Source organism: Labrenzia sp. THAF191a (assembly GCF_009363335.1).
Lineage (GTDB): Bacteria > Pseudomonadota > Alphaproteobacteria > Rhizobiales > Stappiaceae > Roseibium > Roseibium algicola.
Genome location: NZ_CP045335.1, coordinates 303032 through 316863 on the forward strand (window position 1 = coordinate 303032; position 13832 = coordinate 316863).

Genomic DNA, 13832 nt, shown 5'->3' on the forward strand with positions numbered 1-13832 from the left:
GGCTTCTCCTACTCGGCGGCCTGAAGAGTGGTCAGTGGATATTTCGACAGTTCTCCGGTCAATTGCCCCAGAAGAGCTGCCAGTTCGTTGCGGTCGCCCTGATCCATGCGCGGGCCTTTGCCGCGAACGAACGTATGCTCCAGCACACCCCGCTGGCGCAGTGTTTCCTTTGTCATCTGCATACGGAAGATGGCCTGGAAATTAAGCGCCGGCATCATCACCATGAAGAGGCGCCGGGCTTCGGTTTCCTGACCGTCCAGCCATGCATTGACGAGCTTCACATGCAGGTCGGTAAACTCGGCTGCCGGCATGGTGCCCAGTGAACCGCGGGCGAGTTCGTCGGTGATATACCGGCCGCCAGCCCCTCCGAAGACACCAAGGATCGTGTCGCCGCAGGCTTTGGAAATCCGGGAAAGGTTCTGCCCGCAGGGCATGGTCTCTTCCTTGACATACAGAACGTTCGCAATGTCGCGAACGATCGCCGAAACGCTTTCCGGCGACAGGCCAGCGCCGATCGGCACCGGTGCATTCTGCAGCATGATCGGGATCGGTGAGGCAGCGGCAATCTCGTTGAAGAAGGCCGACTGTGCGGCAACATCCTGGCCGAGAGCTCCCGGCGCCATCACCATCGCGGCAGACGCGCAGGCCGCCGCACCGGTCTTGATATGCTCCAGCACTTCCTCAGGTGTCGCCGCCGACGCACCGACAACAAATGGAATGCGACCGGCGAGGCGTTCGCCGAGGCGGGCAATCATTGTCGCGCGTTCTTCGGCCGACAGTGTGTCTACCTCACTGGCGACACCCGGATAAACACATCCATTCGCACCACACGCGACGACATAGTCGATCAGCCGGTCGAAATCTGTGTCCGAAATGACGCCATCGTCTTTGAATGGCGTGCATAGGACAGGGTAGGTTCCCTTGAGGATCATTTGACGGCTCCTGCGGTGACACCCTGAATGAAGAAGCGCTGCAGCAGCATGAAGCCGATGACTACCGGACAGGCGGCCATCAGGGACGCGGCCATGGCTCCGCCCCAGTCAGAGTTGGTTTCGTTGAGATAGTTCAGAAGAAGGCCCGGACCGATCGTGCGCTTGTCGTCGGAAACGATCAGGGTCAGGGAATAGAGAAGGTCGTTCCAGCTCCACATGAAGCTGTAGAGGAAGACCGTTATGATCGGCGGAAGCGAGATCGGCAGAACGATCGTATGGAAGATCCGAAGGTCGCTCGCACCATCCGCCCGCGCCGCCTCGATCAGTTCGTTCGGCACCTGGCTGAAATAGCTGTAGAGCATGTAGGTGGCCACCGGCAGGGCAAAGACGATGTAGCTGATCATCAGACCGAAGCGGGTGTCGATCAGGCCGAGTTCGGTGAACATCGGATAGATGGTGATGAGCAGCAGGCCGAAGGGGAACATCTGCGCCGACAACATGAACAGCATTACCGGCCGGCGCCCGAAGTAACGGTACTTCGCAAAGGAATATCCGGCATAGACCGCAAGCGTTGCATTGATAGCCGCCGAAGACAGCGACACGATCAAAGAATTGGTGAGTTGCAGGCCAAGGCCGGCTTCAAACAGCGCCTTCCTGAAATGCTCCAGCGTCAGGACATGCGGATAGAAGGTCGGCTCGAGAGCATAGAGTTCGGCATCGACTTTCAGCGACGAAATGAACAGCCAGTAGACTGGAAAGAACAGGAAACAGCCGATCAGGAGTGTGCAGACGGCAAAGATTGTCTTGGCCTGCCAGGACGAGAGGTCAAGCATCAGTCGGCTCCCTTCATGAGCTGGCGCAGGTAGAAGTAGGCAGGGGGCAGGATGGTTGCGACCCACAGGACGCCGACCGTTGCCGCCATCCCGATATCCCATTGCTCAAAGGCCCGGCGGTAAACCTCGACGGACAGCACGGTTGTCGCCCGTACGGGTCCACCGCCGGTCAGCGCCCAGATCGTGTCGAACTGCTGAAGGTTGCCGATCATGGCCAGCACGATCACGACCAGGAGGACAGGGCGCAAATGGGGGATGATATGGTCCTTGAGGACCGAGAAATTGCCGGCGCCATCCACGCGTGCGGCCTCGATCTGCTGGCGGTCCATGCTCGAAAGGCCCGCAAGAAAGAACGCCATGAACAATGGAATTGACAACCAGACCTTGGTGACGATGACGGCTGCCATGGCACCACTGGGTGTCGACAGCCAGGCTTGCGGATAGTCGATCAGATCAGCGCTCATCGCGGCGTAATTGAGCAGCCCGTATCTGGAATTGAAAATCCAGCCCCACAGGAACGCCGTCACGACGGAAGGCATGATCCACGGAAGCAGGGAAATGGAGCGCATGACGTCACGCCCCCGGAAAGGTTCGTTCAGGATCAGGGCCCAGGCGAAGCCGAGAACGATCGAAAAGAAGGTGGTCAGCACCACATAGATTGCCGTGACGGTGAGCGACTCCCAGAAGCCCGGGTCGCTCAGGACCTTTTGAAAGTTCGCAATTCCGACCCAGACGGGCTCGGGTGTGTAAAGCGTGTATTCAAAGAACGAATAAGCGAGGGCCTGCAGAAACGGCCACATGACAACCAGCCCGAATGCACAGAGGGCCGGCACCAGAAGAAGGACACCGAACCGGCCTTCACCGGCTTTCAGGCCACCTCTTCGGGCATGGGCTGAGACCGGGGCATCGGTCAGCCGTGATCCTGACAGGTCTGCAACAGACATGGGATTCAACTCGCTTCTTGAACGGGTGGCCAGAACTGCCGCCCGACTGGAAAGACCGGCCCCGGAAACCGGGACCGGAAGTTGGGGGGACGAGCGGTCCTTACATGGCCGCTTCGAGTTTGCTCTGCATGTCGTCGGCCGCCTGTTGCGCAGTTTTCATGCCAAGAACTGCTGCCTGCACCTCGGCGCCGATGATGTCCGAGATCTGGGCACCGTTTTCCAAGGAGGCGATCGAGTTACGCCGCGGAGACACGGCTGAAGCAGCCCAATCCGCCAGATAGGTATTCGATTTCACGGCTTCCGAAGCGATACCGGCCTTGGTGGCGGGCAGGACGCTCTGGTCGGTCGCATAAGGCACAAGGACATCCGTGGACAGCAGATACTTGATCCATTCCACTGCCGCGCTGTCAGGTTTGCCGTTCTCGTCACCGAACAGGACCAGGACATGGCCCCACTGCATGGATACAGGCGTATCGCCTTCCTTCAGGACCGGCGCCTTGACCGGTTTGACGACGGCGTCGATTTCCTCGCCTCTACCGGACAGTTTGCGGGCGAAGGAAAGTGCTTGGGGCGCGTCGATGTAGAAGGCTGTCGCACCATGGGCGAATAGGCGGCGCGCATCTGGCCGGTCGATTTCGGGGGCGGCGAGACGGTTCTTGACCGCATCTGCCATGAATTCCAGCGCAGCCACTGCTTCAGGAGAATTGACGGCCGGCTTGCCGTCCGCCGTCAGCGGATCGCCGCCGAAGATCCAGACCCAAGTCATGTAGTCGAGAAGAATGGAGTTGTTGTTCTTCGTGGCAAGGCCAAGCGGAACGGAGTTCGGCACCTTGTCACGCACCTGTTCCAGGGCTGCTTTGAACTCTTCGACTGTTGTCGGCACTTCGCTGATGCCGGCTTTTTCGAGAACTTCCAGATTGGCGACCATGCCGATGGTGCCGGTGATCCAGGGCAGCGCAACCTGCTTGCCGTTGACTTCGCCCATGGAGAGGAAGCCTTCGTCGAAGATGTTCAGCAACTCTTCGCGGCCAATGACTTCGTTGAAATCCTGAAGCTGATCGATGTTGCCAATGACCGGCAGCAGGCGACCTTGCGACTGGCCGACATCAGGCAGCGTGTTGGAACGGGCCCGCAAGATATAATTCTTGTTCATCTCGCCCCAGGCATATCCCTGAAACTCGACCTTGTTGCCGGTATTCTCCTCAAAACCGGCAGCCATCTTGCCCACGATTTCCTTGCCGGTCTCTTCCGCAACCGTCCAGCTCATGAAATCGACCTCATCGGCCAGCGCCTGACCAACCGAGGACGACACCATCGCAGCGGCGAAACCCGCCATCAGAACCTGCTTCAGCTTCCTCATCATTTCCTCCCATGAAAAGTTTGAAACCAAGTTTCAATTTTAAAGCTAGCAGAGCTGATCCATCTCCGCAAGTTAGTTGAAACTTAGTTTCAAAAGTAATTCGTCAGACGACGCCACCATCGACGACAAAGGTCTGGCCGGTGATCATTCGGCTGTCGTCAGCTGCCAGAAACAGCGCCATGCGGGCAACGTCCGGCGGCAGCAGGAATTCCTTCAGGCACTGCTTGGAGAGGTAGTCATCGAACTTGTCCTGAAAGACCTTTTTCGCACGGGTGACTTGCCGATCGGTCAGGATCCAGCCGGGGGCAATCGAGTTCACCCGGATCTTTCGTGGCCCGAGTTCCCGCGCGAGACATTTCGTCAGTCCCTGAACTGCAGATTTTGCGGTCGTGTAGCAGATGAGGGTCGCAACACCCTGCATCCAGCTGTTGGAGCCCATGTTGATGATGGCACCACCTTCCGCCATATCCGGAAGGACAGATTGCGCCGTAAAGAACTGATGCCTGAGATTGGTGTTGAAGCGCTCGTCCCAATACTCCGGGGTAATGTCCTCGACAGGCAATCTGTCATCGTTACCTGCGTTGTTGACGAGAACCGTAAGGGACCCGAGGCTTTCGCGAAGCGCGGCAACGGCCGCTTTCAACTGGCCTATGTCCGTAAGATCTGCAATCCGGAACTGCGGCCTGTTCCCGGTCTCCTGTTCGCAGACGTCCGCCACGCGGGTGCTGGCTTCCGCGTTGATATCGATGAAACCGACCCTGGCTCCCTGCGCGCAGAAGGCCTCGACCAGATACATGCCGATGCCGGATCCACCCCCGGTTATCAGCACACCCTTCCCCTTAAGGCTCGGATAATGTGCCGCATCGATCGGGATTGGTCGCAATTCCTCATGATCGGATGTTTCCAGCGTCATGCCGCATCCGCCCGCTCGTTCGTCAGCGCAACGGTTTTGCCGGCCTGATCAAACGCATAAACGGAGGCCAGATCGAAGGTCACCGAAACTTGCGAGCGGTGATCCAACCGCCGCTCGCCCGGCAGCCGCACCATGATCGGGCGGGGCTGACCCTCAAGCTGAACGATTGCAAAGGTATCCGAACCGAGATGCTCCGTGGTCTCGACTGTTCCGGTAAAGACTCCATCGCCATCCGTTCCAAGGCGCAAATGCTCGGGCCGGATGCCGATTTTGCTCACGTTGCCGGCTTCCGCCGAAACCTTCAGCAAGCCACCCGGCAGCACATATCCGTCCGGTCCCGGCTTCACCGGCACGAAATTCATTTTCGGCGAGCCGATGAACCCGGCCACGAACCGGTTGACGGGTCGTTCATAAAGGTCAATAGGACTGCCGACCTGCTCGACGACGCCGTCCTGCAACACCACGATCTTGTCGGCCAGCGTCATGGCTTCGACCTGATCGTGCGTGACGTAGATCATCGTCGTGCCCAGTCGCTCCTTGAGCCGTGCGAATTCCATCCGCATGTCCACGCGCAAGGCGGCGTCCAGATTGGACAGGGGCTCGTCGAAAAGGAAAATCTTGGGCTCACGCACAATCGCGCGTCCGATGGCCACACGCTGGCGCTGGCCGCCGGAAAGCTGACGCGGCTTACGGTCCAGAAGATGATCGATTTTCAGGATTTCCGCGGCCTGCTTCACCCGCGCTGTGATGAGGGCCTTGTCTTCACCGGCAAGCCTCAGCGCGTAGCCCATGTTCTGCGCCACATTCATGTGCGGATAGAGCGCATAAGACTGGAACACCATGGCAATGCCGCGCTTGGACGACGGCACGTCATTGACCTTTTCACCGTCGATCAGAAGCTGACCGGCGGAAACTTCATCAAGACCACAGATCATGCGCAGCAAGGTGGACTTTCCGCAGCCGGACGGTCCGACAAACACGACGAATTCCCCGTCCTTTATGTCCAGGTCGATGTTTTTCAAAACCTCCACCTGGCCGTAGCGCTTGCACAGCCCTTCAATTTTAAGATCGGCCATTTTTCCTCACCAAGTTCCCGGGGTGCGTTCAGCCGGCAAAGATGTTGCCGGCGAGCCCCTTCGCATTTGTCTCGATCGCCAGAACGCATCCGGAGAGCGGCGCTTCGACGAGCTGCTGTGCCGACAGACGGATACGGGCAGTGGTCACGTAAAGTGTCGACATGTCCTCGCCGCCGAAGGCACAGCTTGTGGGGCGGGGCACCGGCACGGGAAACGAGCTTGCCAATGTGCCGTCGGGCGCATACCGGCGGATGCACCAGCCATCCCACATCGCGACCCAGAGATAGCCGTCCTCATCGACGCACAGTCCATCGGGCACACCATCGCCTTCCGCGACTTCGACAAATGCCCTGCGGTTCGAGATGGTACCTTCCTCGAGGTCGAAATCGTAGGCCCAGATGGTCCGACAACCGGAATCGGTAAAGTAGAAGGTCTTGTTGTCGGGGCTCCAGCCAAGGCCGTTCGACACGTGGAAGTTCTCGTCCATCTTCACGGCCTCGCCATTCGGCTCGACCCGCCATAACATTCCCTTGCCGGGTTCGGTCGTTATGGCGAGCGAACCAACCCAAAGCCGCCCTTTCGCATCGCATTTGCCGTCATTGAACCGATTGCCCGTGTGGTCCTTCTCCGGCTCCGCCAGCGTTTCAATCTGTCCGTTGGAGCTAATGGTCTTGATGCCGTTTTCGGTCGCGCAGACAAAGCCGCCACTCTTTTTCGGAATGGCCACCCCGACCAGCTCAGGCAGGGGACGCGTGCTGCGTTCGCCTGTGGCAGGGTCACCGGTCACAACGGCCGGCGCGAGGATATCCACCCAGTGAAGCTTGCCGGTTTCCGGCGACCAGAAAGGACCTTCGCCCAGAAAATCCTCGCCCGGAATGGCGCAGCTGACGTTGTCCTGTACCGCTCCGAGCGGCTTTGGCGCCACCGAGATCGACATGGCAAGTTCCCCGACATTTCCAGAAATTCTGCGCGCCGCTTCGATCACCTCCCGGCCAAGCGTGTGCAGCCGCTCGGTCGAAAGCCGGTAGCTGGGACCGACAACGCCGATTGCTCCGATCGGCCTTGCACGGTGATCCAGGATCGGAGCCGCGACAGCACTGATGTCTTCGAACTGCTCGCCGATGGAGACCGCATAACCGCGTGCCTTGATGATGTTCAGCTGCTGATCCAGGTCACCGTTTGAAACAATCGTTTGATCGGTGAAAGCCTCAAGCTCACCGTCCATCACCAGCCGGTAGCGTTCCGAGTGAGAAAGATGAGCTGCCATCGCCTTTCCAAGCGCGGTGGCATGGATGGCTGAACGAGCGCCAATGCCGTTGGAGATGCGCACCTGCTGTTCAGGATCCCGCTGGTCGATGTAAAGAACCTTGTTGCCGTCAAGCCGTCCGAGGCGGGTAGCCTCATTGGCAAGCGACGTCAGGCGTTCCAGCTCCGGCAGCGCGGCACCGCGCAGATCGAATTGATCCCAGGCCCTGTGCGCGAGCTGAAACGGACGGGAGCCTAGCCGGTAGGTCTGGTTCCATTCGTCCAGAATGAGATAACGCTCCTCGATCAACGTTTGCAGAAGGCGGTGAAGCGTGCCTTTTGGAAATCCTGTTCCATCAAGCAGGGTCATGAACCGGACAGGCGTCGAGGCTTCCGCAATAAAGTCCAGAACTCTCAGCCCGCGCGTGAGGGCCTGCATCCCCGGCTGGGTTGCGGATTCCTCACCAGCTGCTTCGATTTTTTGTACGGAGCGCCGCACCATATTCCCTCCCAAAGCGCAAATTCAGCTTCCAATCTCCACCAAGGATATATTTTGGAACTTAGTTTCATGTCAACACAAAGATGGCTATCAGTGATTAGGAACGCTGAGTGCGAACCAATTTTGGTTGAACCTGCGTAGTATGAGAGAGGGGGGCGAAACGGCAGAATAGATGAAGGTCGACAATGGCTACGACCTCGTGAGACAGGTGCCACGGGCCGCAACCATTGTCGGAAGTGTTTTGTCCGAAATCTTACTTCGGCATCAATCCGCCGATTGCGTACATGCCGTCGTCGCCTTTCACCAGCATCAGGATCACGCTGTCGCCCGGGGTGAGGTCATCCGACATCTGTGCGCCTTCCAGAAGGGGCAGATCCATCGTCATGGCCGGCCAGCCGATTTCCGGAATCGGATCGTGGCTGACGTTTGCAGTCCCACCGCCGATGGAGTTGACGACGGCATTGGCGTGGACCGCGCCGTCCATCTGTTCGGCGGTCATGGGCATGTTGGAATGATCCATGCCGCTATGCGACGCCTGGGCAAGGACAGCCGGAGTGGCCGCCAGGGACAGGAATGCTGCGAGGATGAGGGTCTTCATTTCAGTTGCCTTTCTTGGGGTTTATTTGTGAGTTGCAAAATCATTCGGCCGGCTGCACCGCACCTTTGATGTCCGGGGTGGCTGTGCTCAGCTCACGGTTGACCCGCGAGAGAGCAAGCCGCTTCCAGATCGTGAAAATGGCGGGAATGACGAAGAGGGTCAGAAGGGTGGCGGTTGCCATGCCACCGACCATGGGTGCTGCGATCCGCTGCATGATTTCCGAGCCCGTGCCGTCGCCGTACATGATCGGGATCAGCCCGGCAAAGATCGTCGCAACGGTCATCACCTTTGGCCGCACGCGCAAAAGCGCACCTTCGAAAACCACTTCCTCTACGTCGACAACCGTCAGGGAGCGGACCTCGGCGGCCGCAAGCTTCTTGCGTTTTTCCCAGGCCAGGTTGAGGTAGAGCAGCATCACGATGGCTGTCTCGACCGCAACGCCTGCAAGGGCGATGAAGCCGACGATCACCGCGACCGACATGTCGAAATCCAGGTACCAGAGGAACCACACACCTCCGGCCAGTGCCACGGGAAGGGCGGCAAGGATGATGCCGACTTCGATGACCCGGTTGAACGCCATGAACAGCATGAGCGTGATGATCAGCAAGGTCGCCGGAGCCACCAGCTTCAGGCGTTCCTGCATGCGTTCGATGTACTCATACTGGCCCGACCAGGCGATCGAATAGCCGGGAGGCAGTTGCACCTTCTCCGCAACCGTCCTGCGCGCTTCATCAACGTAGCCGCCCAGATCCCGGCCGGTGATGTCGATGAAGACGAACCCGGTACGTCGGGCGTTTTCAGACCGGATCATGCCCGGTCCGTCGACAACGCTGACCTCTGCCAGGGCACCGAGCGGAATATGGGCGCCGGACGGCGTGACCACCGGAAGTTCCCGCAAGCGCTCTGGACTGTTGCGCCAGTCCTGCGGATAGCGGAGGTTGATGGGAAAGCGCTCCAGGCCTTCGACGGACTCCGACACTTGCATGCCGCCAATCGCAGTCTGCACGACGTCCTGGATATCCCGCACGCTCATCATGAAGCGGGCAGCCGCCTCCCGGTCGACGTCGATCTCGATGAAGCGCCCCCCGACGGGCCGCTCGGCGTAGGCCGATGCCGTGCCATCAATTCCTGCGACCGCGTTTTCGACTTCAATGCCGATCTTCTCGATGACGCCAAGATCGGCCCCTGTGATCTTGACCCCGACAGGGGTCTTGATGCCGGTTGCCAGCATGTCGATGCGGTTCTTGATCGGCTGTATCCACACGTTGGTGACGCCCGGTATCTGGACGGCCTGATCCAGCTCGTCCCGGATCCGGTCCATCGTCATGCCTTCCCGCCACTCGGCGCGCGGCTTCAGCTGGATGGTCGTCTCGATCATCGTCAGCGGGGCAGGGTCTGTCGCCGTATCGGCACGGCCCAGCTTGCCGTGGACCGTCTTTACTTCCGGTACGGTGGCGATAAGGCGGTCGGACTGCTGAAGAACTTCACGTGCCTTGCCGATGGAAACACCGGGATAAAGCGTCGGCATGTAAAGGAAGTCACCTTCGTTGAGGGCTGGCATGAACTCCGTGCCAATCCTCTGAAGGGGCCACCACATGGAGGCGACCAGGACACCCGCCAGAATGGTCGTTGCCCAGGGCCAGGCAACGGCCGCATCCAGAAAGGGGCGGTAGAGCCAGATCACGATCCGGTTGAGCGGGTTCTTGTTCTCCGCAAGAATGCGTCCGCGGACAAAGTACCCCATCAGCACCGGAACCAGCGTGATGGAGAGTATGGCCGCGGCCGCCATGGCGTAGGTCTTGGTGAAGGCCAACGGCTTGAAGAGCCTGCCTTCCTGGCTTTCCAGAACGAACACCGGCAGGAAGCTGACGGTGATGATTGCCAGGGAGAAGAAGAGGGCAGGGCCCACTTCCGAGGCACATTCCCCCACGATCCGCCAGCGGTTCTCCGCGGTCAGTTTTTCATGTTCCAGCCGACGGTGCATCGCCTCGATCATGACGATCGCCGCATCCACCATTGCACCGATGGCAATGGCGATGCCGCCAAGCGACATGATGTTCGCATTCACGCCCTGCAGCTTCATGATGATGAAGGCCGCCGCAATGCCGAGAGGCAGGGAAAACAGGATGACGAGCGACGAGCGCAAGTGCAGCAGGAACGCCGCGCAGACCAGAACGACAACGATGAATTCTTCGGTCAGCTTTGTCTGAAGATTGTCGATCGCACGCTCGATGACGCCGGAGCGGTCATAGGTCGTGACGATCTCCACCCCTTCGGGCAGGCTGCTGCGCAGTTCGCCGATCCGTGCTTCGACTGCCTTGATGGCTGCCAGCGCGTTGCCGCCCCAGCGCAGGATCACAACTCCGCCGACGGCATCGCCTTCGCCGCCGAATTCGCCGACACCACGGCGCATTTCCGGCCCGAGGCGAATGTCGGCAACGTCTCCGAGCGTCAGCGGCGCCCCGCGGTCGTTGACCATCAGTGGTGCCTTGGCAAGATCGGCAAGTTCATCGACGTAACCGGTCGAGCGCACCATGAATTCGGCTTCGCCCATCTCGATCACGCTGCCACCGGTTTCCCGGTTGGCGGCCTGGATGGCGCCTCGGATCTGCGACAGTGTTATGTCGTAGGCCCTGAGTTTGTTCGGGTCCACGACCACCTGGTATTGCTTCACCATGCCGCCGATCGTGGCGACTTCCGAGACGCCGTCGACGGTCTGAAGTTCGTATTTCAGGAACCAGTCCTGAAGGGCACGCAGTTGGGCAAGGTCATGATTTCCGGTGCGGTCTATCAGGGCGTACTGGTAAATCCAGCCGACACCCGTCGCATCCGGGCCAAGCTGTGGTGAAACATCTTCAGGCAGGTTTGCAGCGATCTGACCGAGGTATTCCAGAACACGGGTTCTGGCCCAGTAAAGATCGGTGCCGTCCTCGAAAACGATGTAGACGTAGCTGTCGCCAAAGAAGGAAAAACCGCGCACATCACTGGCACCTGGCACGGCAAGCATCGCCGTGGCGATGGGGAATGTGACCTGGTCCTCCACCACCTGAGGCGCTTGGCCGGCGTAGGGCGTGCGCACGATGACCTGAACGTCCGAAAGGTCCGGGATTGCATCGACGGGCGTTTCGCGGATTGCCCAGATACCGGCGACGGCGATCATGGCGGCGATTGCCAGCATGATCACGCGGTTGGCGATGGAAGCACGAATGATTGCGGCAATCATCACAAGCCCTCCTCACGCCGGACTCCGACCAATGTCATGGAAAAATCCGGATTGCGCTGGAGCAAGAGTGTTACCTCCTGATCCAGTGGCAAATCACCAACGGCAATGGCCTGATCAACGGCAAAATCCATGGTCATGCCCGGCATGCCGATCTCTGCCATCGGTCCGTGAGTGATGTTGGCCGTGCGAGCATCCCGATCAAGGGCATTGATGGTGCCCCGGACTTCCATCGGCGGCGTGATCGGCTCTGCCTTTGCCAGGACCATCGTCATTCCGTCCGGCCTTGAAAAGGTGAGCGTGGTTTCCGTGCCGACTGGCAGGGCATCCAGATCCAGGGTCTTTTCCACCGCGAATGCCATGGTCATGCCAGGCATGCCGATTTCGGCAATGGGGCCATGGGTGATTGTAGCCTTCGCGTTTTCGGTATCGATCGAGTTGATCGTTCCCGACACCACGATGGGTGCGGCTTCTGCTTGCGCGTCGTCGGCAACTTCCTCGGCCTGCTCTGCCGCCGGATCCTCGGCAACGCCCGGCTGCCTTACCGCCACGATCGAGAAGAGACCACCGTCGCCCTTGGCAAGGTCGAATTCGACCGGAACATTCACTGGAACCGACTGCGGATCGAAGCCCGAGACATCCATGTCCATTTGCATGGCGGGCCAGCCGAGATCCGGGATCGGACCATGTTCCATCGTCAGTTTGCCGTCGCTTGTAACAGCAAGAACGGTTCCCGACCCCGTGGCTGCAATGCCGTCGTCTGACCCGAGTTTGATCAACCCCAGCAGGCCATCAGCGCCGCGCGCTGCCTTGAAGGAAACCTGCTGGCCCTCGCTCAACCGGTCGAGAGGGATGGACGCCGCAACAGGAAAACGTGTTGTCATCGCTGGCCAGTCGAGACTTTCCAGACTGTCGTGGCGGATGGTTGCCAACCGGGCTTCGCGGTCGAGCGCGACCAGTTCACCGGTCCCGCGCGCAGGAACTTCGTTCGTCGGCGCCATGCGCATCAAGCCCGCATTGAGCGCGCTTTCGCTGTCGATCAGGAACTGGGCCGAAGCAACAACCTCTTCACCGGGCTCAAGCCCCTGAACAACCTCCGTGCGCCCGTTTTCTCCAAAATTGTCACGCAATCCGGTGGATATCAGCCTTGGTTTGAAAGTGCCTTCGCCGACCTTGATGACAACACGCTCCGCTGTTCCCGTCCGGATGACGGCTTCGGAGGGAATGGTGACGGCAGTGCGGGTCTCGTTTGGAAACAGCCTGACGTTGCCGAACATGTTCGGCCGCAACAGACCTTCTGCGTTGTCGAACAGGAGCCTGACAGGCAGGGTTCGCGTTTTTGGATCGAGTTCCGGGTAAATGTAATCGATCTGGCCTTCGAATGTCCGTCCTGGCAGATGTTCGAAGCGGGCAACCGCGCGCATGTCTTCCGTCAAACGCGCGATATCGCGCTCGAAGACATCCACAATCAGCCAAACCTTGTTGAGATCCGTGATGGACATGGCCTGTGCGCCGGGCTGCAGGAACATGCCGTCGGCAGCCGCAAGGGCAATAACAACCCCGTCGCGCGGCGCGACCACCTTGATCCTTCGGGCGACCTTGCCATCTGCCTCGATCTCGGCAATCTGCTCCTCTGAAGCCCCATGACTGCGCAGCTTGTTGCGGGCAGCCTCCAGGGACAGACCGTTGCCGTTCGAAAGCGAGCGCAGGAAATCGAAGCTGGCAATGCCGAATTCGGGCGAAAACAGCTCGAAGAGCACTTCTCCCTTTTTCACCCGGTCGCCAACGGCGCGAATGTTCAGCGTCTCGATCCAGCCGTCCACCCGGGTGTGAACATGACTGGTCAGATGTTCGTCGTAACCGACGAAGCCGACGGTTTCGATTTGCCGGGAGATTTCACCGACACGGGCCAAAGCGGTACGTACGCCGATGGCATTGACCTCGGCTGCCGACAGGCTGACTTCAGCCGGATCAGCGGAAGGTTCCTGTCCGGCATAAACCGGTATCAGATCCATTCCCATCGGCGACTTGCCGGGCCCGGGCTGGCGGAAGTTCGGGTCCATGGGGGCGACCCAATAGAGAATTTCTGGTCCCCCCGACGCATTGCCGTCGCCCGGGTTCAGATAAAGGCGCTCAAGAAACACCCCGCCTGCCACACCTGCGGCAAGGGCGATGATGCTGAGCGCGGCATAACGTCCACGCATAGTAACCT

General features: G+C 59.5%; 10 protein-coding genes. All 10 read right to left on the reverse strand.

The genetic code is table 11. The features are described from left to right. Window positions 1–8 precede the first annotated feature (8 nt). On the reverse strand, window positions 9–932 hold the full coding sequence (locus FIV05_RS29825) for a dihydrodipicolinate synthase family protein (RefSeq protein ID WP_152512360.1): 924 nt from the start codon (window positions 930–932) through the stop codon (window positions 9–11). After that, window positions 929–1765, reverse strand: a complete 837-nt coding sequence (locus FIV05_RS29830; RefSeq protein ID WP_152512359.1) for a carbohydrate ABC transporter permease — start codon at window positions 1763–1765, stop codon at window positions 929–931. The genes FIV05_RS29825 and FIV05_RS29830 overlap by 4 nt, the downstream gene beginning before the upstream one ends. Then, window positions 1765–2709: a sugar ABC transporter permease gene (locus FIV05_RS29835; protein ID WP_152512358.1), complete on the reverse strand. Its 945-nt coding sequence runs from the start codon at window positions 2707–2709 to the stop codon at window positions 1765–1767. Before FIV05_RS29835 ends, FIV05_RS29830 begins: the two co-directional genes overlap by 1 nt. A gap of 100 nt (window positions 2710–2809) precedes the next feature. Further along, complete coding sequence (locus FIV05_RS29840; protein WP_173014008.1) at window positions 2810–4069, reverse strand: sugar ABC transporter substrate-binding protein; 1260 nt, start codon at window positions 4067–4069, stop codon at window positions 2810–2812. A gap of 103 nt (window positions 4070–4172) precedes the next feature. Then, complete coding sequence (locus FIV05_RS29845) at window positions 4173–4982, reverse strand: SDR family oxidoreductase (RefSeq protein ID WP_173014009.1); 810 nt, start codon at window positions 4980–4982, stop codon at window positions 4173–4175. Next, window positions 4979–6058, reverse strand: a complete 1080-nt coding sequence (locus FIV05_RS29850) for an ABC transporter ATP-binding protein (protein WP_152512356.1) — start codon at window positions 6056–6058, stop codon at window positions 4979–4981. Before FIV05_RS29850 ends, FIV05_RS29845 begins: the two co-directional genes overlap by 4 nt. A 28-nt stretch (window positions 6059–6086) precedes the next feature. Then, window positions 6087–7805: an SMP-30/gluconolactonase/LRE family protein gene (locus FIV05_RS29855; RefSeq protein ID WP_152512355.1), complete on the reverse strand. Its 1719-nt coding sequence runs from the start codon at window positions 7803–7805 to the stop codon at window positions 6087–6089. Window positions 7806–8055: 250 nt separating this feature from the next. Continuing rightward, the gene (locus tag FIV05_RS29860; RefSeq protein WP_152512354.1) at window positions 8056–8400 is read right to left on the reverse strand and encodes a copper-binding protein; all 345 of its coding nucleotides are present in this window, start codon (window positions 8398–8400) and stop codon (window positions 8056–8058) included. Window positions 8401–8440: 40 nt separating this feature from the next. After that, entirely contained in the window at window positions 8441–11623 is a 3183-nt protein-coding gene (locus FIV05_RS29865) for a CusA/CzcA family heavy metal efflux RND transporter (protein WP_152512353.1), read from the reverse strand. Continuing rightward, window positions 11623–13824 (reverse strand): efflux RND transporter periplasmic adaptor subunit, encoded by a 2202-nt coding sequence (locus FIV05_RS29870; protein WP_152512352.1) that lies wholly within the window; start codon window positions 13822–13824, stop codon window positions 11623–11625. Before FIV05_RS29870 ends, FIV05_RS29865 begins: the two co-directional genes overlap by 1 nt. Between the last annotated feature and the right edge of the window lie 8 nt (window positions 13825–13832).

Bases quoted from the DNA above. Each gene is read 5' to 3' on its own strand.
- FIV05_RS29825 (WP_152512360.1), bottom strand. From the start codon at position 932: ATGATCCTCAAGGGAACCTACCCTGTCCTATGCACGCCATTCAAAGAC.
- FIV05_RS29830 (WP_152512359.1), bottom strand. From the start codon at position 1,765: ATGCTTGACCTCTCGTCCTGGCAGGCCAAGACAATCTTTGCCGTCTGC.
- FIV05_RS29835 (WP_152512358.1), bottom strand. From the start codon at position 2,709: ATGTCTGTTGCAGACCTGTCAGGATCACGGCTGACCGATGCCCCGGTC.
- FIV05_RS29840 (WP_173014008.1), bottom strand. From the start codon at position 4,069: ATGAGGAAGCTGAAGCAGGTTCTGATGGCGGGTTTCGCCGCTGCGATG.
- FIV05_RS29845 (WP_173014009.1), bottom strand. From the start codon at position 4,982: ATGACGCTGGAAACATCCGATCATGAGGAATTGCGACCAATCCCGATC.
- FIV05_RS29850 (WP_152512356.1), bottom strand. From the start codon at position 6,058: ATGGCCGATCTTAAAATTGAAGGGCTGTGCAAGCGCTACGGCCAGGTG.
- FIV05_RS29855 (WP_152512355.1), bottom strand. From the start codon at position 7,805: ATGGTGCGGCGCTCCGTACAAAAAATCGAAGCAGCTGGTGAGGAATCC.
- FIV05_RS29860 (WP_152512354.1), bottom strand. From the start codon at position 8,400: ATGAAGACCCTCATCCTCGCAGCATTCCTGTCCCTGGCGGCCACTCCG.
- FIV05_RS29865 (WP_152512353.1), bottom strand. From the start codon at position 11,623: ATGATTGCCGCAATCATTCGTGCTTCCATCGCCAACCGCGTGATCATG.
- FIV05_RS29870 (WP_152512352.1), bottom strand. From the start codon at position 13,824: ATGCGTGGACGTTATGCCGCGCTCAGCATCATCGCCCTTGCCGCAGGT.